This is a genomic window from Escherichia sp. WS1450, assembly GCF_046487395.1.
In the GTDB taxonomy this organism is placed as follows: Bacteria; Pseudomonadota; Gammaproteobacteria; order Enterobacterales; family Enterobacteriaceae; genus Escherichia; species Escherichia coli.
On the sequence record NZ_JBJQJO010000005.1, the window covers coordinates 87,833 to 113,472 of the forward strand.

General features: G+C 54.6%; 20 protein-coding genes. 4 read left to right on the forward strand and 16 right to left on the reverse strand.

The features are described from left to right. Nucleotides 1-11 precede the first annotated feature (11 nt). From eutA to maeB, 13 genes are all read right to left on the reverse strand, one after another. Entirely contained in the window at nucleotides 12-1,415 is a 1,404-nt protein-coding gene (gene eutA, locus ACJHYR_RS07775) for an ethanolamine ammonia-lyase reactivating factor EutA (protein ID WP_059327762.1), read from the reverse strand. Beyond that, nucleotides 1,412-2,638, reverse strand: coding sequence for an ethanolamine utilization protein EutH (eutH, locus tag ACJHYR_RS07780; protein ID WP_000512386.1), 1,227 nt, complete (start codon nucleotides 2,636-2,638; stop codon nucleotides 1,412-1,414). The genes eutA and eutH overlap by 4 nt, the downstream gene beginning before the upstream one ends. 515 nt (nucleotides 2,639-3,153) lie before the next feature. After that, nucleotides 3,154-4,341, reverse strand: coding sequence for an ethanolamine utilization ethanol dehydrogenase EutG (eutG, locus tag ACJHYR_RS07785; RefSeq protein WP_001178777.1), 1,188 nt, complete (start codon nucleotides 4,339-4,341; stop codon nucleotides 3,154-3,156). Then, on the reverse strand, nucleotides 4,331-5,167 hold the full coding sequence (gene eutJ, locus ACJHYR_RS07790; protein WP_000929696.1) for an ethanolamine utilization protein EutJ: 837 nt from the start codon (nucleotides 5,165-5,167) through the stop codon (nucleotides 4,331-4,333). Before eutJ ends, eutG begins: the two co-directional genes overlap by 11 nt. Nucleotides 5,168-5,177: 10 nt before the next feature. After that, nucleotides 5,178-6,581, reverse strand: a complete 1,404-nt coding sequence (locus ACJHYR_RS07795; RefSeq protein ID WP_001075657.1) for an aldehyde dehydrogenase family protein — start codon at nucleotides 6,579-6,581, stop codon at nucleotides 5,178-5,180. 11 nt (nucleotides 6,582-6,592) lie between these two features. Then, entirely contained in the window at nucleotides 6,593-6,880 is a 288-nt protein-coding gene (gene eutN, locus ACJHYR_RS07800; protein WP_000762196.1) for an ethanolamine utilization microcompartment protein EutN, read from the reverse strand. 106 nt (nucleotides 6,881-6,986) lie between these two features. After that, nucleotides 6,987-7,280 carry an ethanolamine utilization microcompartment protein EutM gene (gene eutM / locus ACJHYR_RS07805; RefSeq protein ID WP_000387713.1) on the reverse strand — a complete coding sequence of 98 codons (294 nt, stop codon included), beginning with the start codon at nucleotides 7,278-7,280 and terminating at the stop codon, nucleotides 6,987-6,989. Nucleotides 7,281-7,318: 38 nt separating this feature from the next. Further along, on the reverse strand, nucleotides 7,319-8,335 hold the full coding sequence (pta, locus tag ACJHYR_RS07810) for a phosphate acetyltransferase (RefSeq protein WP_000582992.1): 1,017 nt from the start codon (nucleotides 8,333-8,335) through the stop codon (nucleotides 7,319-7,321). After that, the gene (eutT, locus tag ACJHYR_RS07815) at nucleotides 8,332-9,135 is read right to left on the reverse strand and encodes an ethanolamine utilization cob(I)yrinic acid a,c-diamide adenosyltransferase EutT (protein ID WP_000651288.1); all 804 of its coding nucleotides are present in this window, start codon (nucleotides 9,133-9,135) and stop codon (nucleotides 8,332-8,334) included. The genes pta and eutT overlap by 4 nt, the downstream gene beginning before the upstream one ends. After that, nucleotides 9,132-9,833 carry an ethanolamine utilization acetate kinase EutQ gene (gene eutQ, locus ACJHYR_RS07820; protein ID WP_000733919.1) on the reverse strand — a complete coding sequence of 234 codons (702 nt, stop codon included), beginning with the start codon at nucleotides 9,831-9,833 and terminating at the stop codon, nucleotides 9,132-9,134. Before eutQ ends, eutT begins: the two co-directional genes overlap by 4 nt. Beyond that, nucleotides 9,808-10,287 (reverse strand): ethanolamine utilization acetate kinase EutP, encoded by a 480-nt coding sequence (gene eutP / locus ACJHYR_RS07825; protein ID WP_000820771.1) that lies wholly within the window; start codon nucleotides 10,285-10,287, stop codon nucleotides 9,808-9,810. The genes eutQ and eutP overlap by 26 nt, the downstream gene beginning before the upstream one ends. A gap of 12 nt (nucleotides 10,288-10,299) precedes the next feature. Continuing rightward, on the reverse strand, nucleotides 10,300-10,635 hold the full coding sequence (gene eutS / locus ACJHYR_RS07830; protein ID WP_000356956.1) for an ethanolamine utilization microcompartment protein EutS: 336 nt from the start codon (nucleotides 10,633-10,635) through the stop codon (nucleotides 10,300-10,302). 292 nt (nucleotides 10,636-10,927) lie between these two features. Further along, nucleotides 10,928-13,207 (reverse strand): NADP-dependent oxaloacetate-decarboxylating malate dehydrogenase, encoded by a 2,280-nt coding sequence (gene maeB / locus ACJHYR_RS07835; RefSeq protein WP_000342645.1) that lies wholly within the window; start codon nucleotides 13,205-13,207, stop codon nucleotides 10,928-10,930. 288 nt (nucleotides 13,208-13,495) lie between these two features. On the opposite strand from maeB, the gene tal reads away from it, so the two are divergent. Together tal and tkt are read left to right on the forward strand one after the other, a co-directional pair. Continuing rightward, nucleotides 13,496-14,446, forward strand: coding sequence for a transaldolase (gene tal, locus ACJHYR_RS07840; RefSeq protein ID WP_001003737.1), 951 nt, complete (start codon nucleotides 13,496-13,498; stop codon nucleotides 14,444-14,446). Nucleotides 14,447-14,465: 19 nt separating this feature from the next. Continuing rightward, complete coding sequence (tkt, locus tag ACJHYR_RS07845; protein WP_072837400.1) at nucleotides 14,466-16,469, forward strand: transketolase; 2,004 nt, start codon at nucleotides 14,466-14,468, stop codon at nucleotides 16,467-16,469. Nucleotides 16,470-16,571: 102 nt separating this feature from the next. Here tkt and ACJHYR_RS07850 read toward each other — a convergent pair whose 3' ends face one another. The 3 genes from ACJHYR_RS07850 to aegA all read right to left on the reverse strand — a co-directional run bounded on the left by ACJHYR_RS07850 (nucleotide 16,572) and on the right by aegA (nucleotide 20,363). Continuing rightward, complete coding sequence (locus ACJHYR_RS07850; protein WP_001270515.1) at nucleotides 16,572-17,615, reverse strand: DUF1176 domain-containing protein; 1,044 nt, start codon at nucleotides 17,613-17,615, stop codon at nucleotides 16,572-16,574. A 125-nt stretch (nucleotides 17,616-17,740) separates the two neighbouring features. Then, nucleotides 17,741-18,316, reverse strand: coding sequence for a GDP-mannose pyrophosphatase NudK (gene nudK / locus ACJHYR_RS07855; RefSeq protein WP_001314925.1), 576 nt, complete (start codon nucleotides 18,314-18,316; stop codon nucleotides 17,741-17,743). A gap of 67 nt (nucleotides 18,317-18,383) precedes the next feature. Beyond that, nucleotides 18,384-20,363, reverse strand: coding sequence for a formate-dependent uric acid utilization protein AegA (gene aegA / locus ACJHYR_RS07860; RefSeq protein WP_001078839.1), 1,980 nt, complete (start codon nucleotides 20,361-20,363; stop codon nucleotides 18,384-18,386). Between the two features lie 205 nt (nucleotides 20,364-20,568). On the opposite strand from aegA, the gene narQ reads away from it, so the two are divergent. Together narQ and acrD are read left to right on the forward strand one after the other, a co-directional pair. Further along, on the forward strand, nucleotides 20,569-22,269 hold the full coding sequence (gene narQ / locus ACJHYR_RS07865; protein WP_001296285.1) for a nitrate/nitrite two-component system sensor histidine kinase NarQ: 1,701 nt from the start codon (nucleotides 20,569-20,571) through the stop codon (nucleotides 22,267-22,269). Nucleotides 22,270-22,432: 163 nt separating this feature from the next. Beyond that, on the forward strand, nucleotides 22,433-25,546 hold the full coding sequence (gene acrD, locus ACJHYR_RS07870; RefSeq protein WP_054623671.1) for a multidrug efflux RND transporter permease AcrD: 3,114 nt from the start codon (nucleotides 22,433-22,435) through the stop codon (nucleotides 25,544-25,546). Nucleotides 25,547-25,640: the final 94 nt, after the last annotated feature.

Sequence of the window (25,640 nt, forward strand, 5' to 3'; positions counted from 1 at the left end):
AAGTCGTTCCCTCAGGAAGGAAATGCGAGTGATTTCACCGTCACCGGCACAACCGATCCGCCAAAAAGAGGCGTACCAATGTCGATATAGTCCCCCGCGCGGACAATCACTTCGTCAATGACTGCCAACGGGAGTTGTTGTAGCTGTGGGCGCAACAACATGCCCAGAGCTTTACCAAAGTCCTGCCCGGCCACCACCAGCAGGGGATGCGGATTCGGAAAACGCGCGACGAAATCGACCAGCGCGTTGATGACCGTCAGTACCACGGCGTAACGCACAGGCAGCGAGGCGGGAAGCGCCAGCACGTACGCGTCAGAATTGGGATCAAGATCCAGCTGAATCAGCGCCTGTTGCCAGGCACTCACCAGATCCGTTTCATCAATTGGGATCGCCACCGGCAAATTGCGCAGCGGCAGTTGTACGCCCTCCAGCCAGATTGTGCTGCCAGAGAGCGAAAGGGTATGTGCACCCGCGCCAATCACCGTGGCGCGTACGGTTTGCGCCGGAAACTGCACGTTCATCTCACGCAGGCGCGGATGGTCATGCAGCGCCGTTGCCAGAAGCGGGCCAATATCGGCAAAACAGAACGGGTCAGCGGGCTGGTGGCGATAACATTCGCCCACGCCGCCAGAAAGCGTAATGATTTCGGGCGTAACACCTGCGGGCAGCAAACCGGTTTGCATCAATGCCTGCGCGAGCGGCGAGAGCGTTCCGTCAATCACTTCGACAATCAGCTCTGCCATCCGGCGGGTAACCTGCACCAGCTGCGCGCCGGTCAGCGAACGGGCGTCAGTGCCTGCACCGAAGCACTCATCCACAATCATCTGCCCCGGTTTATGAGCGTAAACCACGCGCCCCTGGCTGTCAGTTTCCAGCAGGCGACCACCGACGTTGAGGCAGGCAGTGCCGCTGATTTTTCCGGCATCGAACAGGGCGTAGTTCGCGGTGCCACCGCCGATGTCGATATTCAGTACCCGACACAGCCGTTGTTCAGAAAGGGTTTGCGCCCCGGCACCGTGACCGGCGATCACGGATTCGAGATGCGGCCCGGCGCTGGCGACGACAAAATCGCCCAGCGACTGGGAGAGCGTCATCACCGCCGGGCGAGCGTTGCGGGTTTTCGCGCTTTCACCGGTGATGATGATGGCACCAGAATCAACGCTTTCCGGCGCAATGCCCGCAGCCTGATATTGCTCTAAAATCAGCGATTTCAGTTCCGCTTCTTTTAAACCACCCTGTTTATCGACAGGGGTAAAGAACACCGGGCTTTGCCAGCTAATTTCGCGTTTGATGAATTCGTAGCGCGGCACCTGCGACACCGCCGCACGGTTAACCAGCTCCAGGTGGGAGAAGATCACCTGGGTGGTGGTGGTGCCGATATCGATACCGACGCTCAGTAGCTGGCGAGTGTTCACGATTGTGCCTCCGCTTCGGTTTTGGCCGCGGTCGCGTCTTCTTTTGGCACCAGCATCATCGCCACGCCAATCGCCGTTACGCCGCCGATCAACTTGCCGACAATCATCGGGAAAATCATGGCGTTCATGTTGGCAGCGGCGAAGCCTAAGTGGTCACCCAGGGCGAAAGCAGCGGAAACGGCGAAGGCGCAGTTGATGACTTTGCCGCGGGTATCCATCTGCTTCATCATGCCAAACATTGGGATGTTGTTGGCAAGCGTTGCCACCATGCCAGCTGCCGCGATATTGTTCATATTCAGCACTTTACCGACGCTCATCAGCGGTTTTTCAAACCAGCGGGTCAGCAGCAATACCATCGGGTACGCCCCTAACAGAACACAGGAGATAGAACCGATAACTTCAATGGCGCGCATCACTTCACCGGGTTTGTCGCCTGGAGCCATGAAGATCGGATCCAGACCGGGGATCAGTTCCCAACCGAGCAGGAATTTCACTACCGCAGCGGCAAGACCGAGGGTGATCAATGCAACGAGGAATTTGGCGAAGATCTGGAAGCCGTTGATCATTTTTTCCGGGATGAATTTCAGCCCCAGCGCCACCAGTACCGCGACGATAAGTACCGGGATCATGTTCATCAGGATCAGGGCAAAGGTGAATTCCACTGGCTGACCGTTGATCTGCACACCGGAATACATAGCCACCAGACCACCGGCAATACAGCCAATCGGAATGGTCACAATGCCCGCCAGCACGCCGAGCGCCAGATAACGACGGTCAGAAGGTTCGATAATGCCGAGCGCCACCGGAATGGAAAACACAATCGTTGGCCCCATCATCGACCCGAGAATTAACCCAGAGTATAGCCACGCTGCTACGTCGCCGCCCGCCAGCTCTTTGGCGAGGAAGAAGCCGCCCATATCGCACGCCAGCAGTGTTCCGGCGAACATTGACGGGTTTGCGCCGAGCATTTCGTAAACCGGGATAATCACCGGTCCGAGTACGTGGGCCAGTACCGGTGCCAGCGCGGTCATACCAACCATCGCCAGGCCCAGTGCGCCCATCGCCATAAAGCCTTCTTCAAACTGCCCGCCGGATCCTTCGATACTTTTACCGAACTTACCGAGGAAACGAGCAGAACCGCCGAACTGCGACAGGATCCTGTCTACGGCAGCTATCAGCATAAAGAACATCATGATGTACATGATGATTTCGTTAATTCCCATCGCCTTTACTCCCTGTTAGTTGTTATTTATTGGCGGATGCGGCGTAAACGCCTTATCCGCCCTACATGTGCAATCCTGTAGGCCGGATAAGACGCAGCAAGCGTCGCATCCAGCAATTGCACCGCGCCACTGGCGGATGCGGCGTAAACGCCTTATCCGCCCTACATGTGCAATCCTGTAGGCCGGATAAGAGCAGCAAGCGTTGCATCCGGCAATTGCACCGCGCCACTGGCGGATGCGGCGTGAACGCCTTATCCGCCCTACATGTGCAATCCTGTAGGCCGGATCAGACGCGGCAAGCGTCGCATCCGGCAATTGCACCGCGCCACTGGCGGATGCGGCGTGAACGCCTTATCCGCCCTACATGTGCAATCCTGTAGGCCGGATAAGACGCGGCAAGCGTCGCATCCGGCAATTGCACCGCGCCACTGGCGGATGCGGCGTGAACGCCTTATCCGCCCTACATGTGCAATCCTGTAGGCCGGATAAGACGCAGCAAGCGTCGCATCCGGCATTTATTGTGCCGCTGCGTACAGGCCGACAATCTGCTCCAGGCTGGCGGTACGCGGGTTGCTGCGCAGACAAATATCTTCCAGCGCGGCCTGCGCCCATGCGCCGTAATGTCCGGTGGTTGCGCCCACGTCTGCCAGCCGCTTGTTGATCCCGACTTCCGCAATCAGCTCACTTACCGCGTTAATAGCGTCACGATCGTCGGATTTTTTAGTTCGCAGCGCCCGACCAATCTGACTAAAGCGTTCACGACAAACCATCCGGTTAAATTCCATCACCGTTGGCAGCAACATGGCGTTCGCCAGACCGTGCGGAATATGCAGCGCCGCCCCCGTTTGATGCGCCATCGCGTGGCATATCCCAAGCCCCGCACTGGAAAACGCCATTCCCGCCATGCATGAAGCCAGCAACATACTCTCGCGCGCGGCAAGGTCGTGACCGTAGCCCACCGCTTTCGGCAGTGATTTACCAATCATCGCGATTGCGCCAATCGCCAGGCTGTCGGTAAACGGTGTAGCGTTCAGCGCGCTGTACGCTTCAATGGCATGGGTTAACGCATCAATGCCAGTCATCGCCGTGACATGCGACGGCACGCCTTCGGTCAGCGCGGCGTCGAGGATCGCCACATCCGGCATCAACGAGGCATGTGCTAACACCTGCTTGCGCCCGCTCACCGCGTCGATAATCACCGTTACGTTGGTGGTTTCAGAACCGGTTCCGGCAGTAGTTGGAATGGCAATCAGCGGCAGGCGCGGTTGCAGAACGCTGGTTTCTGACATTTCTGCCAGCGTGCTATCCGGGTTCGTCACCAGTAGTGCCACCGCTTTCGCCGCATCCAGCACCGAGCCGCCGCCAAACGCAATCACCCCATCGCACCCCGATTCACGCAACTGCGCCACGGCTGCACACACGTCGGTGATGCACGGTTCGCCCACCGGACATGACCAGAGCGTCATGGCGATACCTTTAACGGCCAGGCTACGCGTCAGCCCGGCGGTCATCCCTGCCTGATGCAAAAAGCTGTCTGCCATCACGAACAGATGTTTCAGCCCACGCGTTTGCGCTTGCTGTCCGCAACTGCTCACCGCGCCTGGACCGCAAAGCGTCACCGGTGGAACGCTAAATGTTTTTACCCGTTGCAGATTCAGGGTATCGAACGCCTGAAAGAGCGCGGTCTGCAATTCATTTTGCATAGATCCCCTCCGCTTTCTCTCGCCCGCTACTGGCGATCGCCAGCGGGGTCATAAACAAACTGTGCTGCGGTAGATGCACCTGTAACGCCGGGAATTGTTTGCAAAACAGTTCCGCTACGCCCGGTTGCATACAGGAGCCGCCCGCCAGCCATAAATCAGTAATGCCCTGCCCTTCAATATGCCGGGCGACAATGTCCGCCATTTTTTCGTACACCGGTTTCACCGCAGGCCAAATCTCTTCACCGTGACCGCGCTTGTACTGCTCCGCCTCTTCCAGCGAAATACGGCGATTTCCGGCGAGAGTCAGAGAGATGTGATGTCCGCCAGTGGCTTCATCCGCCGAGTACGTCACCTTGCCCTTTTTCACGATGGCAATGCCGGTGGTGCCGCCGCCGATATCCACTACGCCTGCGTTGTCCAGTTGCAGCAGATCCGCGACTGCGGTTGGCTCATCCAGCACATGGCTCACTTCCAGTCCAGCAGACTCCAGCACGTTGATGGAAATACGCGGGTCCGTACCTGGAGGAAATGAGGTCGCCGCATGGCTAAAACGGCGACCGAATTGCTGCTCAAGAGTGTCGAGATGGCGACGAACAATGGTGACCGCACCGAAGAAATCCCAGACGATGCCGTCGCGGACCACATCGGCCCAGTCGAGACATACCGCCACCGGCTGACCGTCGCAGTCGACAACCATCGACACCACATCGCAGGTGCCCAGATCCACCCCCAGCCACAGCGGAGATTCCGTTGCGGCAGGTGTCTGGTTACACAGCGTTGCCGCCGTTTGCAGACGCGGGGTGAGCCATTGTTCGTCGTGCGCCATCGGTTACTCCTTAAACAATGCGAAACGCATCAACTAATACACAGCGACGCAGACGGACAAACGTACGCGCGCTGGTTACCCCTTCACCGGTTGGCGTGGTGATGGTCATGGTGGTCCAGCCTTCCCCGCCCAGCCCCAGCCCGGCAATGCACGGTCCGTTCTTAACGAAAATGCTGGTATCAATGGCGTTCGCCATCTGGTTCATGTTCTCGATGTTGCGCGAGTGCATTGCCGCCGTGTGATGGCAACCGCCTTCCAGTTTCACCGCCAGCGCAATGGCATCCGCCACGTTGGCGACGCGCACGACGGGCAGCACCGGCATCATCAGTTCGGTCACGGCAAACGGATGTTCTGCAGTGGTTTCCACAAACAGCAAACGCGTTTCTTGCGGCACGTTCAGGCCGATTGCCGCCGCGATTTTCGCCGCATCGCGACCTACCCAGTCACGGCTGACGGTGCCTTTTCCGCGCTCGTCGATATTTTTCAGCAACACCGGTTGCAGCTGCTGCGCCTGTTCTGCGGTCAGTTTCACCGCGTGCTGGCCTTCCATCAGACGCATCAGTTCATCGGCTACGCTATCAACAACAATCAGTACCTTTTCGTCGGCACAAATGATGTTGTTATCGAAAGAAGCGCCTTTGACGATGGACTGAGCGGCACGGGCGAGGTCGGCGGTTTCATCCACCACTACCGGCGGGTTGCCAGCGCCTGCGGCAATCAGACGTTTATTGGTGTGTTTACGCGCCGCTTCTACTACCGCTTCGCCGCCCGTCACCACCAAAAGGCCGATGCCCGGAAACTTGAATAAGCGTTGCGCGGTTTCGATATCCGGATTTGCCACAGTAACCAGTAAGTTTTCCGGCCCGCCTGCGGCAACAATCGCCTGGTTGAGCAGCGTGATCGCCCGCTGGGAGACTTTTTTCGCCGCCGGATGCGGGGCAAAAATGACGCTGTTGCCCGCGGCAATCAGGCTGATGGCGTTGTTAATTACGGTTGCCGCCGGGTTAGTGGAAGGCGTCACCGAAGCCACCACGCCCCAGGGCGCGTTTTCAATTAAAGTCAGGCCGTTGTCGCCGGTCAGCACCTGTGGTGAGAGGCACTCAACGCCTGGTGTGCCGCACGCCTGAGCGACGTTTTTGGCAAATTTATCTTCGACGCGGCCCATGCCGGTTTCACTGACGGCAAGTTCCGCTAAATCTCTGGCGTGTTTTTCGCCTGCCTCACGAATGGCAGCAATGGCTAACTGGCGCATTGCCACGCTTTTTAACCCTTGCTGGGCAATTTTGGCTGCCGCAACGGCGTCATCCAGGGACGCGAAAACGCCCATCTCATGAACGGCGGCGGGCGGCGTATCACTGCTTTGCATTTTCAGCAGTACCGCTTTCACCACCTGTTCAATATCCTGTTGATTCATGATGTTCTGCCTTATTTGTGGAAAATTACCTGACCGCCAGACACCACCTCATCGACGATGCCAATCACGCACAGATCGACCGGTGACGTTTCGCTTTTATGCGCCTGGCGGGCGGAACTGCCACTCACCAGCAACACCCACTCCCCGGTTCCCGCGCCAATATTGTCGATTGCGACGGCGCATTGCCCGTCAGGATTACCTTGTGGATCAATCATTTCCACCATCAGCAATTTGTCATGCGCCAGTCCGTGATGGCGTACGGTACAAACAATTTGTCCAGTGACGACTGCCAGTTTCATACCCGCCTCCGTGGCGTATTTCAGGTAAAAGCTCCCCCTACCCTCCGCGGAAGGTAAACTGAAAAATGAGAGAGCGTGACGCCCGAATCGACGTCACACAGGGTGATTACAGGTTGCTGCTATCGCCTTTCAGGCCGATCGGGAAGACTTCTTCCAGGTCGCCGTGCGGACGCGGGATAACGTGTACAGATACCAGCTCGCCGATACGCTGTGCCGCTGCAGCACCTGCGTCGGTCGCGGCTTTACAGGCTGCAACATCACCACGAACCATGGCAGTACACAGGCCGCCGCCAATCTGCTTAACACCAACCAGCTTGACGCGCGCAGCTTTCACCATCGCGTCAGAAGCCTCAATCAGTGCAACCAGGCCCCGGGTTTCGATCATTCCTAATGCTTCCATTGTGCTTTCCTCTTTATCAGGGTCCAGAACGGGACCGTTCATTCAACCAGTGTTTGTAAACTACTTTCGCGGTTCACTTCTGTCTGACGCGGCACAGCTGCCACCAGCGCCAGTTCGATAATTTCCTGCACGCTACAACCACGAGAGAGATCGTGCATCGGCGCGGCAAGTCCTTGTATCAATGGCCCGACGGCACGATATCCGCCGAGTCGTTGTGCGATTTTGTAGCCAATATTTCCGGCTTCCAGCGACGGAAAAACCATCACATTGGCCTTGCCTTGTAGCGGGCTGGCAGGCGCTTTTTGCGCCGCCACTTCCGGCACGAAGGCGGCGTCAAACTGCAACTCGCCATCGACTACCAACTGCGGCGCGCGCTCACGGACGATTTCTGTCGCCTGCTGGACATTGGCAACGCAGGGGTGACGGGCGCTGCCGTTACTGGAAAACGACAACATCGCCACGCGCGGCTCTTCTCCGGTGATGGCGCGCCAGGTTTCGGCGCTGGCAAGCGCGATATCCGCCAACTGCGCCGCCGTCGGCTGTGGCACTACGCTGCAATCGGCAAAGCCCAATGCGGGGCCACTGTACTGTGGCAGCATCAGGAAAATGGAGGAGAGCGTTTTACAGCCTGGCTGTAAGCCAATAATGCGTAATCCGGCACGCAGCACATTCGCCGTGGAAGAGAGATTGCCCGCGATACAGACATCCGCTGTCCCGGCGCTGACCATTGCGGCAGCGAACATCAGCGGATCGGTGAGTTTTTCCAGCGCATCCGGCGGCGTTTTTTCGCCCGCACGGGCCAGCCAGCGATGAGCAAATTCTTCCCGCATTGCGAGGTTGCCATGCGGATCTATCACCTGTAGCCCGTCCATCGCTACGCCATGACTGAGCGCAAACTGACGAAGTTCAAACGGATTGGCGACCAGAATGGGCGTTGCCAGACCTTGTTGATGTAAATATTGCGCAGCTTTCAGCACACGTTGGTCTAACGCATCCGGAAATACCACTCTGGCGGGCGCTCGCAACGCCAGTTCACGACAACGTTCAATAATCATTGCGTTTCTCCCAGTCGTTGTTGGATCTGCTTCACCGTTAGCGGTTGTTTCGCTACGCTCAGGATCATCATCACGTAAACCGTGCTGGAAAGGCGATTTAGCGCCTGCAAGATGTCCGGGCGTAATACTTCAAAACTGCGGGTGATAAAGACCTGCGCCGCTACGGTTTCGGTTTCACGCACTTTGGTGCGTAGCAGATTGAGCAACGCCGCATCGCGTCCGTGGCTGGCTTCCGGCACCAGATGATCGTGACCAAGATAGCGCAGCGGCTGGTGAGAAAGCCGATGCAGATCTTCGTCAGAAAGCCCGACAATCGCCTGGCAGGCCAGCGGTTCCCCCAGCGCATCAGCGCGCATAATGTTGCCAAGACGCGAGCGGATGTCCGCAAGCCATGGCTGCCACGGTTCTGCCAGTTCAATTTGCAGCCACACTGCCAGCGCAATGGTGCTGTCGAGAACAGCGCGAAAACCCAGGCGCGGATCGCTTTTGGCGACCATTTTTTCCGCCGACAGGTGAGTCAGCGTATCCGGCTTTTTTGCTACCGGCTGGCGGCACAGTTCGCAGCACGCCTGCGGATGTTCATCGCTACTGGTCAGCCCATGAACGGGCTGCGGCTGCTGCTGTTCATCGTCAACAAACAGGCGGCCCTGCTCGTCAATAAACTTGATGCGCAGATGGCGGCTTTCCAGCAACTCCCGGGCAGAGGGCGTCAGGCGACTGTCCGCAGGGAGATGGATCTCTGCGCCTTCGCTGAGCGTATGGTTCGCTCTTAGCCATGCTTCGGTGATGAAATCTTTCATAGGGATTGCCAGTTAGCCGGCCAGGCGACATACAGGAATTTCACGCTGGATGTCGTACCAAATTCGATGCTGGAGCCTTTCGGGATAAACATCACGTCGCCTGCTTTGGCGATCATGGTTTCGCCTTCGTGGCGAACATGCAGCTCCCCTTCCAGCACCATGTCGATTTCGTCGTAGTTCAGGGTCCACGGGAAGAATGCGTTCTCCCACTGCATAAAACCGGCGGCCATGCTGCTGCCGTCGTCTCCGGTCACAAGATCAGTCAAGCCCACGCAATGCGGCTCTGCGCCGTCGAAACGACCAAACTTGACGCTGCTGCCATCAATAACTTTGATGCCGCCTTTGCCGGTCACCGATTTGAAACTCGGCTGCATTGCACCCTGCTCCAGCGACAGTTTTTCCTTCATCACTTTTTCCATCAGCTGCGCGACCAGGCTTTCGGTAAACTGGCCTTCCGGTAGCTGGGCGATGATGGTTTCGCGGATGCGCTGACTTTCGGTTTTATCGGCTGGCACGCTGGCGGGAACGGACGTCGTTACCGCAGTCGATTCATCACATTCGGTGATGGTAAAACCCAGTAGATCTGCCACTTCACGGGCTTCCGGGGTAATAATGCTGGCGCGCAGAACCACGGACATTGCCTGTTCGCCGCGCGCGTGTGCTTCACGAATATCATTCGCTGTGATGAGTTTTTTCACCTGCTTCCTCCTGTTTGGTGAGAGATGCCAGATAATCCACCAGTTGCTGCACGCTTTGCGGGTCGTGGCTGTTTAGCTCGAAAATCGGCTCTTCGAAGCCCGTCTCAAGCAATAACTTTCGCGTTGCGGCGACGTCAGCATCTGGCATGTCCGTTTTACTGATGACGGCGATTTGCCGTTTGCTGACGCCAATATCCAGCAACCCGGCAGGCAATCGGCTTTCCGGGTCATTCGCGCCGTGGACATAGATCAGCATGTCCACATCCTGTAGCGTGGTAATTAAGGCGTGATACCAGCGGGGGTGGCTAAAATATTCACCCGGCGTATCAATATCACCCTTATCATTAAATTCTACGGCCTGCGTTTTTCTGGCGAGGGTATAATCTCCCTGCAACGCATTAAATAACGTTGTTTTTCCTGCCCCGACGGTACCCACAAACGCAATTCGTTTCATGAATGCCTCGTATTAACTTTTGGTCATTTCACAAAGCGTATAATTTAATAAACGCCCTAAACCGCTGACGGTTTGTGATAACGCTTCTTCTACTGCGCCCACCGAGCCATAAATCACCAGCGCGCCGCTAAAACGGTCGAGAAAACCGATATGCACATCGGCGGCTTTTAGTGCTAAATCACCGGCGATCATCGCCGTTTCGCCGGGAGTTAGCGTCATAATGCCGATTGCGCCCGCATCAGGAACGCCGATTTTCTTCGCCAGTTCCTCGCCGGGATGCGCGATGAGATGCGCCAGTGTGACCTGTTTACCGGGCACAAATTCCTGAATGATGCGTTCTTTATCCATGAGTCGCCGCCTGTGAAAAACTTTCGTGTATCGTGACAATTTTTCGTCAGAGTAAATAACAAAATTCGGCAAGCGCGTTTAAAAGGTGAGGTAGATCACTAAGAATGGAGAGATATTTACTGTTATGAATAAACTTTCATATGCGAGGCATGAATATAAATAAAATAATATCGAGATATTTTATATACTGCTTTTTTTATTATTCGCAAACTCAGTAATAAGCTTTGCTAATATATTTCAGGAAAACCGCTTACCCTGAATATTCAGGGTAAGCGTGAGAGTTAAGAATGAATTACAGCGGTTGGGTTTGTGCTTCAACCACAGCCAGCGCCACCATGTTGACGATACGACGTACCGATGCGATCGGCGTTAACACGTGAACCGGTTTCGCCACGCCCATCAGCACCGGACCGACAGTCACACCTTCCGAGCTGGAAACGCGCAGTAAGTTGTAACTAATGCGGGCAGCTTCCATGTTCGGCATCACCAGAATATTAGCGGAACCTTTCAAAGGGCTGTCCGGCATACGGTCGCTGCGAATCGCTTCCACCAGCGCTGCATCGCCGTGCATTTCACCATCAATCATCAGTTCTGGTGCACGTTCCCTGACCAGTTCCAGCGCCTGACGCATTTTGCTCGACGACGGGCAGTCAGAAGAACCAAAGTTGGAGTGCGACAACAGAGCCACGCGCGGTTCAATACCGAAACGACGAACAGTTTCTGCCGCCATCAAGGTGATCTCCGCCAGCTCTTCTGCGTCTGGTTCGTCATTGACGTAGGTATCGGCAATAAAGGTGTTACCACTCGGCAGCAGCAGCGCGTTCATGGCACCTGCGGTGTGAACGCCATCGCGATAACCAAAGACATTTTTCACCACGCTAAAATGTTCATGATAATCGCCCACCGTACCGCAGATCATTGCATCGGCTTCGCCACGCTGAACCATGATCGCGCCAATCACTGTCGGGTTACTGATCAATGCACGCTGCGCCTGTTCCTGAGTGACACCACGACGCTTCATGATCTGGAAGTATTCGGTCCAGTACTCTTTAAAGCGCGGATCGGATTCGTTATTGACGATCTCAAAATCAACACCCGCTTTGATCTGCAAGCCCAGTTTCTGAATGCGCATTTCGATCACATTCGGACGACCGATAAGGATCGGTTTCGCCAGCCCTAGTGTTACCAGTTCCTGAGTGGCATGCAGAACGCGCGCCTCTTCCCCTTCCGGCAGAACGACGCGCTTCGGCGCTTTGCGAGCCTGGGAGAAAATCGGCTTCATAAACAGGTTGGTTTTGTAAACGAACTCCGTCAGCTTGTCGATGTAGACGTCGAAATCAGCAATCGGACGCGTCGCCACGCCCGACTCCATCGCGGCTTTAGCGACCGCAGGAGCGATCTTAACGATCAAGCGCGGATCAAACGGTTTTGGAATGATGTATTCCGGACCAAAGCTCAGATCCTGATCGCCATAAGCTGAAGCCACCACTTCACTCTGTTCCGCATGGGCCAATTCTGCAATCGCGCGTACCGCCGCCAGTTTCATCTCTTCGTTGATAGCGGTTGCGCCAACGTCCAGCGCGCCACGGAAGATGAACGGGAAGCAAAGGACGTTGTTCACCTGGTTCGGGTAGTCGGAACGGCCGGTACAGATGATGGCATCCGGACGCACTTCTTTCGCCAGCGGCGGCAGAATTTCCGGTTCCGGGTTCGCCAGCGCCAGGATCATTGGCGCTCGAGCCATTTTCTTCACCATTTCCTGGGTCAGCACTTTCGGGCCGGAACATCCCAGGAAAATATCCGCGCCTTCAATCACATCATCGAGGGTACGTTTGCCGTCATCCACCACCGCATATGCGGCTTTGGTTTCCGCCATGTTTGGTTCACGGCCCTGATAGATAACGCCTTTTGAATCGCAAACCACGATGTTATGTTTTTGCAGACCCAGCGCTACCAGCAGGTTCATACAGGCGATTGCTGCGGCACCCGCGCCGGAAACCACCATCCGCACGTCAGAGATGTTTTTCTCCACCACGCGCAAACCGTTGAGGATGGCGGCAGTGCTGATGATTGCCGTGCCGTGCTGATCGTCGTGGAATACCGGAATATTCATCCGCTCGCGCAGTTTCTGTTCAATATAGAAACATTCTGGCGCTTTAATGTCTTCGAGGTTGATGCCGCCGAAGGTCGGTTCAAGCGCAGCGACGACTTCAATAAATTTGTCCGGGTCGAGTTCATCAACTTCAATGTCAAATACATCAATCCCGGCGAATTTCTTAAACAGAACGCCCTTGCCTTCCATCACCGGTTTGCCCGCCAGCGCGCCAATGTTGCCTAACCCCAGCACCGCCGTACCGTTAGAGATCACCGCCACCAGGTTACCGCGCGCGGTATATTTGTAGGCTTTTAACGGGTCTTTTTCGATTTCAAGACAAGGTGCGGCAACGCCTGGTGAGTAGGCCAGCGCCAGATCGCGCTGCGTTGCCAGAGGCTTGGTTGGAGAAACCTGGATTTTCCCTGGAACTGGAAATTCATGGAAATCAAGTGCACTTTGTTTTAACTGGTCATCCATTTGGTTGTTCCTTTCACGTAACGTTCACAAATAAAGTGTGTGGGCAACAGCCCCTGCCCACAACGTGGCGCACATTATTACCTTGCCGGAGTCTACAGACTTTGAGCAAGTCCAAACTCTCACCATTAATATAATGTTTTGGTAATAATCCTATAACACTGATGTTACCTGCTTAATCCAGCAATACCATGCCTGTCTGCTATGCTTTTTTGATGCGTTTAGCGAAATTTCTCAGAAGTGTGAATTAACGCACTCATCTAACACTTTACTTTTCAAGGAGTATTTCCTATGAACGAGTTAGACGGCATCAAACAGTTCACCACTGTCGTGGCAGACAGCGGCGATATTGAGTCCATTCGCCATTATCATCCCCGGGATGCCACCACCAATCCTTCGCTGTTACTCAAGGCTGCCGGATTATCACAATATGAGCATTTAATAGACGATGCTATCGCCTGGGGTAGAAAAAATGGCAAAACCCAGGAACAACAGGTGGTCGCAGCGTGTGACAAACTGGCGGTCAATTTCGGTGCTGAAATTCTCAAAATCGTACCCGGTCGCGTGTCAACAGAAGTTGATGCACGCCTCTCTTTTGATAAAGAAAAGAGTATTGAGAAAGCGCGCCATCTGGTGGACTTGTATCAGCAACAAGGCGTTGAGAAATCACGCATTCTGATCAAGCTGGCTTCAACCTGGGAAGGAATTCGCGCGGCAGAAGAGCTGGAAAAAGAAGGTATTAACTGCAACCTGACGCTGCTGTTTTCTTTTGCACAGGCGCGGGCCTGTGCAGAAGCAGGCGTTTTTCTGATTTCGCCGTTTGTCGGGCGTATTTATGACTGGTATCAGGCACGCAAGCCGATGGACCCGTATGTGGTGGAAGAAGATCCGGGCGTTAAATCGGTGCGCAATATCTACGACTACTATAAGCAACACCACTATGAAACCATTGTGATGGGCGCGAGCTTCCGTCGCACCGAACAAATCCTCGCCTTAACCGGCTGCGATCGACTGACTATCGCACCGAATTTGCTGAAGGAGCTGCAGGAAAAAGTTTCGCCAGTGGTACGTAAATTAATCCCACCTTCTCAGACGTTCCCACGCCCAGCTCCCATGAGCGAAGCGGAGTTCCGTTGGGAGCACAATCAGGATGCGATGGCGGTAGAAAAACTGTCTGAAGGCATTCGTCTGTTCGCCGTTGATCAACGCAAACTGGAAGATCTTCTTGCCGCCAAACTTTAAACCAGCCACGGAGTGTTATATGTCCCGAAAAGACCTTGCCAATGCGATTCGCGCACTCAGTATGGATGCGGTACAAAAAGCCAATTCTGGTCATCCCGGCGCGCCGATGGGCATGGCTGATATTGCCGAAGTGCTGTGGAACGATTTTCTTAAACATAACCCTACCGACCCAACCTGGTATGATCGCGACCGCTTTATTCTTTCCAACGGTCACGCGTCGATGCTGCTCTACAGTTTGCTGCATCTGACCGGTTACGACCTGCCGCTGGAAGAGCTGAAGAACTTCCGTCAGTTGCATTCAAAAACCCCAGGTCACCCGGAGATTGGCTATACGCCAGGTGTTGAAACCACCACCGGTCCACTTGGACAAGGTTTGGCGAACGCCGTCGGGCTGGCGATAGCAGAGCGTACACTGGCGGCGCAGTTTAACCAGCCGGATCATGAAATTGTCGATCACTTCACCTATGTGTTTATGGGCGACGGCTGCCTGATGGAAGGTATTTCCCACGAAGTCTGTTCGCTGGCGGGCACGCTGGGACTGGGCAAGCTGATTGGTTTTTACGATCACAACGGTATTTCCATCGACGGTGAAACCGAAGGCTGGTTTACCGACGATACGGCAAAACGTTTTGAAGCCTATCACTGGCATGTGATCCACGAGATCGACGGCCACGATCCGCAGGCGGTGAAGGAAGCGATCCTTGAAGCGCAAAGCGTGAAAGATAAGCCGTCGCTGATTATCTGTCGTACGGTGATTGGCTTTGGATCGCCGAATAAAGCAGGTAAGGAAGAGGCGCACGGCGCACCACTGGGGGAAGAAGAAGTGGCGCTGGCACGGCAAAAACTGGGCTGGCACCATCCGCCATTTGAGATCCCTAAAGAGATTTATCACGCCTGGGATGCCCGCAAAAAAGGCGAAAAAGCGCAGCAGAGCTGGAATGAGAAGTTTGCCGCCTATAAAAAGGCTCATCCGCAACTGGCAGAAGAGTTTACCCGTCGGATGAGCGGTGGTTTACCGAAGGACTGGGAGAAAACGACTCAGAAATATATCAATGAATTACAGGCGAATCCGGCGAAAATCGCCACCCGTAAGGCTTCGCAAAATACGCTTAACGCTTATGGCCCCTTGCTACCGGAGCTGCTCGGCGGTTCGGCGGATCTGGCTCCCAGCAACCTCACCATCTGGAAAGGTTCTGTGTCGCTGAAGGAAGATCCTGCGGGCAACTATATTCACTACGGGGTGCGTGAATTTGGTATGACCGCTATCGCCAATGGCATCGCGCACCACGGTGGATTTGTACCGTATACCGCGACGTTCCTGATGTTTGTTGAATACGCCCGTAACGCCGCGCGGATGGCGGCACTGATGAAAGCGCGGCAGATTATGGTTTATACCCACGACTCAATTGGCTTAGGGGAAGATGGTCCGACCCACCAGGCTGTTGAGCAACTGGCCAGTTTGCGCTTAACGCCAAATTTCAGCACCTGGCGACCGTGCGATCAGGTGGAAGCAGCGGTGGGCTGGAAGCTGGCCGTTGAGCGCCACAACGGACCGACGGCACTGATCCTCTCCAGGCAGAATCTGGCCCAGGTGGAACGTACGCCGGATCAGGTTAAAGAGATTGCTCGTGGCGGTTATGTACTGAAAGACAGCGGCGGTAAGCCAGATATTATTTTGATTGCCACCGGTTCAGAGATGGAAATCACCCTGCAAGCGGCAGAGAAATTAGCGGGAGAAGGTCGCAATGTACGCGTAGTTTCCCTGCCCTCGACCGATATTTTCGACGCCCAGGATGAGGAATATCAGGAGTCGGTGTTGCCTTCTAACGTTGCGGCTCGCGTGGCGGTGGAAGCAGGTATTGCCGATTACTGGTACAAGTATGTTGGTCTGAAAGGGGCAATTGTCGGGATGACGGGTTACGGGGAATCTGCTCCGGCGGATAAGCTGTTCCCGTTCTTTGGCTTTACCGCCGAGAATATTGTGGCAAAAGCGCATAAGGTGCTGGGAGTGAAAGGTGCCTGATGGTGATCGCCGGATGCTGTATGTTCCCCTCACCCTAACCCTCTCCCCAGAGGGGCGAGGGGACGGTCCGTGCGCTTTTTAGGGGCGCATCTGGGATTTTGTTTAACGGGTGATCCACAACGTGGGCCAGGCGTCTGGCCCATGCCAGTTATCACAGGTGGGTTCTGCGGCGTAACGCACCAGGCGAAAACGCTGACCGTCAAAACGCCAGCGCGCCTGAATGCCACAATCGCTTAATCCGCGCCCTTTTGCTAAGGTCACCAGTTCACGCGATTTTTCATCGAATGTTGCGTTCATCAGTTCCAGTTCATTCGTCTCCTGACCGCTGTTGAACGGCAAACGTAACCGAACCGGGCGCGAGGCCAGTGGCTTTTTACGCGACACAATCCAGGCCAAATCAATGGTGTTATAGGCCCCTGCCTCACAGCTAATCATCATCAGCGCTTTATCATCGGTCAGCGCAGTGACATTTACCTCTCGACGCAATGGATCAAGCGAGCAGCGCAGACCATTCATCCGCCAGTTTCCATAATCCAGCAAATCGTTGCGTTCTTCGAGTGAGAGTGGCGTCGGCGTTGGGTTAACCACCGCGACCTCTTTCAGCGCAGGCGCGGGCGGTACGCTGAGCGGCGGTTCGTCCCCTTTCTTGATCCACGCGGTTTCACTGCCAACGCGCTTTTGCTGAGCATCAATAAACAACAACGCCGCTTTTAAGCCGCTCAGAGAGATGGTCTGATTGCCGTCGCGTAAGGTGATTGCCTTCCCTTCCTGAATCAGCTGCAAAAACGCGGTGATGGTTGCCGTATCATCGGTTACTAATAACCATGGTGAAATCCGCCACTTGTCACCACTTAACGCCAACGGCTCACCATCTAACAGCAGCCGTGGCGCTATCTCCCCTTCAGACGCATCCGGCGACTTCAACCCGCCGCGCTCAATACGTAAAACGGCATCGGTATGCGCCCCGGCGCTGCGGCTCAGGGTCATCACCAGTCCGTTATGATCGCCCGTATTGCGCGCCACACAAAAATTTTGATTATTACAGGTGACCTGCCAGTCGGAAAACGCCCGTTGCGCTGGTGCCGCCCACACCAAAGACGTCGGCAACAAAGCGAAAAAAAAGAGAAGGAAAATGCGATAGCGCATGGACGGTACGACCCCAGAAGTTCAAACAAACAGCACAAGTCGTATCTTCGTTGCGCAGGTAGCGCGGCTCAATCGGATTTGTCGGATTGAGCCAATAATAAACAACGAAATATTATTGTTATTTTTCAGTCCATTAAATGTGACATTTGCAAATAGTTAAGCAATAACACCGTCTTACCGTCACGTATCTCGCCGGTTTTGATCATCTCCAGCGCCTGGCTGAACGGCAGCTCGAGCACTTCAATATCTTCATCTTCGACACCACCACCGGCGTTAGCGCGCTGGCTGTCACTGTATTCGGCGATAAAGAAGTGGATTAGCTCAGTCACACCGCCTGGCGACATATACAGTTCAAATAATTTGCGCACTTCGCCAACTTCATAACCCGTCTCTTCAATTGCTTCTTTACGTATACACACTTCCGGTTCGTCGTTATCCAGCAGCCCGGCGCAGGTTTCAATCAGCTGCCCGCTTTCATTGCCATTAACCCAGGTAGCGACGCGGAACTGACGAATCAGAACCACGGTCTTTTTCTTCGCGTTGTACAGGAGGATCGTTGCACCATTACCGCGATCGTAAACTTCACGTTTATGGCGGATAACTTCGCCATCTTTGCGCGTGAGATCGTAAGTAATGTTGTGCAGGGTGAAATAGTTATCGGAGAGAATTTTGTCTTTAATGAGGGTGATTTGTTGCGTCATACCGACTCCACAGCGCGAAATGAACAATTATCTTACGCTGTGAAGCCGGGTTTGTCTGCGCAGGCTATCAGTGAGATTTGACTGATTTTACCCCCAGCCAGTCAATAATCCCCTGTGCCGCATGACGTCCTTCTGCCATTGCGGTAACCACCAGATCCGCACCTCGCACGGCGTCACCACCGGCGAAGATTTTCGGATTCGTGGTCTGGTAACGGTACTGGCTTTCCACATCCGCGATGATGCGGCCCCATTTGTCTACCGTTACACCGTGCGACTCCAGCCACGGCATCCCGTGCGGATTGAAGCCAAACGCCATAATCACCGCGTCGGCTGGCATGACAAATTCACTGCCTTCCACCGGTACTGGACGCCGACGCCCCTGGGCATCCGGCTCGCCAAGACGCGTACGCAGGAAACGAATCCCGCAAACGTGACCTTGTTCATTCAGCTCAAGCGCCACCGGCTGGACGTTAAATTCGAAGTTGGCCCCCTCTTCGCGGGCGTTCTTCACCTCTTTCTTCGAGCCTGGCATGTTAGCTTCATCACGACGATAAGCGCAGGTGACGTTACTCGCGCCGTGGCGCAGCGCGGTACGCACACAGTCCATCGCGGTGTCGCCGCCGCCCAGTACCACGACGTTGAGTCCGGCGGTATTGATAAACGGCTCTTCCGGTAGCTCTTCGAGTCCCATCACCTGTTTAGTGTTGGCGATGAGGAACGGCAGGGCGTCATAAACGCCCGGCGCATCTTCATTGGGTAAACCCGCTTTCATGGAACGGTAAGTGCCTACGCCAACGAAGACCGCGTCGTATTGTTCCAAAAGCGAATCCAAAGAGACATCTTTACCCACTTCACAATTGAGTTCGAAGTGAATCCCCATCGCGCTGAAGATTTCCCGACGGCGTGCCAGCAGGGATTTATCCAGTTTGAAAGAAGGAATGCCGAAAGTGAGCAAGCCACCAATTTCTGGATGGCGATCGTACACCGTCACCGCCATGCCATTGCGGGTCAGAACATCCGCACAGGCCAGCCCTGCCGGACCTGCACCGATAATCGCCACCCGCTTGTCCACTTTGGTGACATGGCTTAAGTCAGGACGCCAACCTTTCGCCAACGCCTGATCTGAAATGTAGCGTTCAATGTTGCCGATAGTTACTGCACCGTGCTCATCGCGAATAGTACAGGCTCCTTCACACAAACGGTCTTGCGGACAAACGCGTCCGGTAATTTCCGGCAGGGTGTTGGTCTGGTGAGAAAGCTCGACGGCGGCGTCGATGTTTCCGGCTTTCACCAGTTCAATCCACTGCGGAATATGGTTATGCAGCGGGCAGGTCCATTCACAAACGCTGTGCTCGCCGCATTTAAGGCAGCGCGAGGCTTCCCGTTGTGCCTGATCGGCACGGAATGGCAGATAAATTTCATCAAAACCGGTTTTGCGCGCTTCAATCGCCAGTTTGTCCGGCTCGCCACGCGCGGGCGTTGCCTGCATTTGCTCGACTTTACTCATTACCGGCATTTCTTGTGCCGCGGTACTGGCATGCCACGGTTGATGTTCCTGACGTGCGGTGCGCAGGCGGCGGGATTTCGCCATGCCGGAGAGTGCGGCATCAGTGACCAGTTGCAGCGCGTCCGCCGGGCAATTCTCGACACAGGCAGGACCGTTTTCGCGCCCTGCACAAAGGTCGCATTTATGCGCCGTGGCTTTTACTTTGCCCGCCGCGACGGGTGTCAGGACGATTTGCATCGTACCAAATGGACAGGCCACCACGCAGGATTTACAGCCAATACACTTTTGCTGATTGACCTGAATGCTGTCATCAACGTGGCTGATTGCGCCATTAGGGCAGCTACGGGCGCAGGGCGCATCTTCGCAATGGTGACAGGTCACTGCACTACGTTGCTGCTGATGTTTGATAACCGTAATTCGGGGATGAAAATGGTGTTGGCTCAGGACATGTTGCTCATCATTGTGAGCCATGACACAGGCGATTTCACAAGCATGACAACCCAGACATTGCTGACTGTTGGCCATAATAAAACGATTCATAACGACCTTCTTTTTTGGTTGTAAAAACCTTATTCTTTATATGAGTGTTGTTATTACCCGACTTACAGGGGAATCGGCAATGTTCATGTGCCCAGAATAAGTAACTATTTCGCTATAAACTGTGGCAGATCAAATAATCCCATCACTGACTAAATTGCGTTTCAGCGAACTGGAACATTAATGATTTTTTGTGGAGAAGACGCGTGTGATTGTTAAACGACCCGTCTCGGCCAGTCTGGCCCGGGCCTTTTTTTACATTGTGCTGCTGTCGATTCTTTCCACGGGTATCGCTCTGCTAACGCTGGCGAGCAGTTTACGCGACGCTGAGGCTATCAATATTGCCGGATCGCTGCGTATGCAGAGTTACCGCCTGGGCTACGACTTGCAAAGTGGCAGTCCACAACTCAATGCACATCGCCAGTTATTTCAGCAGGCACTGCATTCACCGGTATTAACCAATCTCAACGTCTGGTATGTGCCAGAGGCAGTAAAAACCCGCTATGCGCATCTGAATGCCAACTGGCTGGAGATGAATAATCGGCTCAGCAAGGGCGACTTGCCGTGGTATCAGGCCAATATTAATAATTATGTTAATCAGATAGACCTGTTCGTGCTGGCTTTACAGCACTACGCTGAACGCAAAATGCTGCTGGTGGTGGCGATTTCCCTGGCTGGCGGCATCGGTATTTTCACGCTGGTCTTTTTTACTTTGCGCCGCATACGCCATCAGGTGGTTGCCCCGCTGAATCAGCTGGTTACCGCCAGTCAGCGTATTGAACACGGGCAGTTCGACTCGCCGCCGCTGGATACCAGCCTGCCGAATGAGCTTGGCCTGCTTGCCAAAACCTTTAACCAGATGTCGAGCGAGCTGCATAAATTGTACCGTTCGCTGGAGGCGTCAGTAGAAGAAAAGACCCGCGATCTCCACGAGGCCAAGCGTCGTCTGGAGGTGTTGTATCAGTGTTCGCAGGCGCTAAACACCAGCCAGATTGATGTGCATTGTTTCCGCCATATTTTGCAGATTGTTCGCGACAATGAAGCGGCTGAATATCTGGAGTTAAATGTCGGTGACAACTGGCGGATTAGCGAAGGGCAGCCAAACCCGGAATTGCCGATGCAGATTTTACCGGTGACAATGCAAGAGACGGTTTACGGCGAACTGCACTGGCAAAATAGTCACGTTTCATCATCAGAACCGCTGCTTAACAGCGTTTCGTCGATGCTGGGACGCGGTTTGTACTTTAATCAGGCGCAGAAGCATTTTCAGCAGTTATTGTTGATGGAAGAACGTGCGACCATCGCCCGCGAATTGCACGACTCGCTGGCTCAGGTACTTTCTTACTTACGTATCCAGTTGACGTTACTGAAGCGTTCGATACCGGAAGATAATGCCACCGCACAAAGTATCATGGCCGATTTTTCCCAGGCGTTGAATGATGCTTATCGGCAGTTACGCGAGCTGTTAACTACTTTCCGCCTGACGCTGCAGCAGGCGGATCTCCCCTCCGCGTTGAGGGAAATGCTGGATACGTTACAAAATCAAACCAGCGCCAAACTGACCCTCGACTGCCGTCTGCCAACCCTGGCGCTGGATGCGCAAATGCAGGTGCATTTGTTGCAAATTATTCGCGAAGCGGTGCTGAATGCGATGAAGCACGCCAACGCCAGCGAAATCGCCGTTAGCTGCGTCACCGCGCCGGATGGCAATCACACAGTCTATATTCGAGACAACGGGATTGGCATCGGTGAACCGAAAGAACCCGAAGGCCATTATGGTCTGAATATCATGCGCGAACGCGCGGAACGGCTGGGTGGGACGCTGACTTTTTCACAACCTTCCGGCGGCGGCACGTTAGTGAGTATTAGCTTTCGCTCCGCGGAGGGTGAGGAAAGCCAGCTGATGTAATGCCTCCGACTGACCAAAGAATACTGGCACTTTAGGTTCACTATAAAAGGGCATGATAATTTACATTAACTCCTTTTTTTCTCCACGATTGGCTCGTACCTTGCCGCTACAGTGAAGCAAGTCAAGCCTACAACGATACGCAGAAACACGAGGTCCTCTTTTAATGGCGAATTTCTTTATTGATCGCCCCATTTTTGCCTGGGTGCTGGCAATCCTGTTGTGTCTGACAGGGACCCTGGCGATTTTTTCATTGCCCGTTGAACAATACCCCGATCTCGCGCCACCGAATGTGCGAGTGACCGCTAACTATCCCGGCGCATCGGCCCAGACGCTGGAAAACACCGTGACCCAGGTTATCGAGCAAAATATGACCGGCCTCGATAATCTGATGTATATGTCATCTCAGAGCAGCGGCACCGGTCAGGCATCTGTCACTTTAAGTTTTAAAGCAGGCACCGATCCGGACGAAGCCGTGCAGCAAGTACAAAACCAGCTGCAATCAGCCATGCGAAAGTTACCGCAGGCGGTGCAAAATCAGGGCGTGACGGTGCGTAAAACCGGCGATACCAACATTCTGACCATTGCCTTCGTCTCTACCGATGGTTCGATGGATAAACAGGATATTGCCGATTACGTTGCCAGTAATATTCAGGATCCGTTAAGCCGCGTGAATGGCGTCGGGGATATCGATGCCTATGGTTCGCAATATTCCATGCGTATCTGGCTGGACCCGGCGAAACTCAACAGTTTCCAGATGACGGCTAAAGATGTCACTGATGCCATTGAGTCACAGAACGCGCAGATTGCGGTTGGGCAACTTGGTGGTACGCCTTCCGTCGATAAGCAGGCGCTCAACGCCACCATTAACGCCCAGTCACTGCTGCAAACACCAGAACAGTTCCGCGATATCACCTTGCGGGTGAATCAGGACGGCTCAGAGGTAAGGCTGGGCGATGTCGCCACCGTCGAAATGGGGGCGGAGAAATACGATTATCTTAGCCGCTTCAATGGTAAGCCAGCCTCCGGGTTGGGGGTAAAACTGGCCTCCGGCGCGAACGAAATGGCGACAGCGGAGCTGGTGCTCAATCGTCTTGACGAGCTGGCGCAGTATTTCCCGCACGGACTGGAATACAAGGTGGCGTATGAAACCACCTCGTTTGTTAAAGCCTCCATTGAAGACGTGGTGAAAACGCTGCTGGAAGCTATCGCTCTGGTTTTCCTCGTTATGTATCTGTTCCTGCAAAACTTCCGTGCCACGCTGATACCCACTATCGCCGTGCCGGTGGTGTTGATGGGAACCTTCTCCATACTTTATGCCTTCGGTTACAGCGTCAACACCTTAACCATGTTCGCGATGGTGCTGGCGATCGGTCTGCTGGTGGATGATGCCATCGTGGTGGTGGAAAACGTCGAACGTATTATGAGTGAGGAAGGACTCACTCCTCGCGAAGCCACACGTAAATCGATGGGGCAGATCCAGGGGGCACTGGTCGGGATTGCGATGGTGCTTTCGGCGGTATTTGTACCAATGGCCTTCTTCGGCGGCACCACCGGTGCCATCTATCGCCAGTTCTCTATTACCATTGTTGCGGCGATGGTGCTGTCAGTATTGGTAGCGATGATCCTCACTCCGGCTCTGTGTGCCACGCTACTTAAGCCACTGAAAAAGGGTGAGCATCACGGGCAAAAAGGCTTTTTTGCCTGGTTTAACCAGATGTTTAACCGCAACGCCGAACGCTACGAAAAAGGGGTGGCGAAAATTCTCCACCGTAGCCTGCGCTGGATTGTGATTTATGTCCTGCTGCTTGGCGGCATGGTGTTCCTGTTCCTGCGTTTGCCGACGTCGTTCTTGCCACTGGAAGACCGGGGCATGTTTACTACCTCGGTACAATTGCCCAGCGGTTCAACCCAACAACAGACCCTGAAAGTCGTTGAGCAAATCGAGAAATATTACTTCACCCATGAAAAAGACAACATCATGTCGGTGTTTGCCACTGTTGGTTCTGGCCCTGGGGGTAACGGGCAAAACGTGGCGCGAATGTTTATCCGCCTGAAAGACTGGAGCGAACGCGACAGTAAGACCGGCACCTCGTTTGCCATTATCGAGCGTGCAACGAAGGCGTTTAACAAGATTAAAGAAGCTCGCGTTATCGCCAGCAGCCCGCCAGCAATTAGCGGTCTTGGCAGTTCTGCGGGTTTTGATATGGAGTTGCAGGACCACGCTGGAGCAGGTCACGATGCGCTGATGGCAGCACGTAACCAGTTGCTGGCGCTGGCGGCGGAAAACCCGGAGCTAACCCGTGTGCGCCATAACGGCCTCGACGACAGTCCGCAGTTGCAGATTGATATCGACCAGCGTAAAGCTCAGGCGCTGGGCGTTGCTATCGACGATATTAACGACACACTGCAAACCGCCTGGGGTTCGAGCTATGTGAATGACTTTATGGATCGCGGTCGCGTGAAGAAAGTCTATGTGCAGGCAGCTGCGCCATATCGCATGCTGCCAGATGACATCAATCTCTGGTATGTCCGAAATAAAGATGGCGGCATGGTGCCCTTCTCTGCTTTCGCGACCTCACGCTGGGAGACAGGCTCGCCGCGTCTGGAACGCTATAACGGTTATTCTGCGGTAGAGATTGTCGGGGAAGCCGCACCGGGGGTCAGTACCGGTACGGCGATGGATATTATGGAATCGTTAGTGAAGCAGCTGCCAAACGGCTTTGGTCTGGAGTGGACGGCGATGTCGTATCAGGAGCGGCTTTCCGGCGCGCAGGCTCCGGCGCTGTACGCCATTTCCTTGCTGGTGGTATTCCTGTGTCTGGCGGCGCTGTATGAAAGCTGGTCGGTGCCGTTCTCGGTAATGCTGGTCGTGCCGCTGGGGGTTATCGGCGCGCTGCTGGCAACCTGGATGCGCGGGCTGGAAAACGACGTTTACTTCCAGGTGGGCCTGTTAACGGTCATTGGTTTATCGGCGAAAAACGCCATCCTGATCGTCGAGTTTGCTAACGAGATGAACCAAAAAGGCCACGACCTGTTTGAAGCGACGCTCCACGCCTGCCGTCAGCGTTTACGCCCGATTCTGATGACCTCGCTGGCATTTATCTTCGGCGTATTGCCAATGGCAACCAGCACGGGTGCCGGTTCCGGTGGTCAGCATGCGGTGGGTACTGGCGTAATGGGCGGGATGATTTCGGCCACTATTCTGGCTATTTACTTCGTGCCGCTGTTCTTTGTGCTGGTGCGCCGCCGCTTCCCGCTGAAGCCGCGCCCGGAATAAGCAATAAAAAAGGCGACATGCCAATGTGTCGCCCTTTTCAACTTTCCGATTAAGAACCTGCTCAGCAGGTTCTTGCTGTTTGTACTTTGTCTCA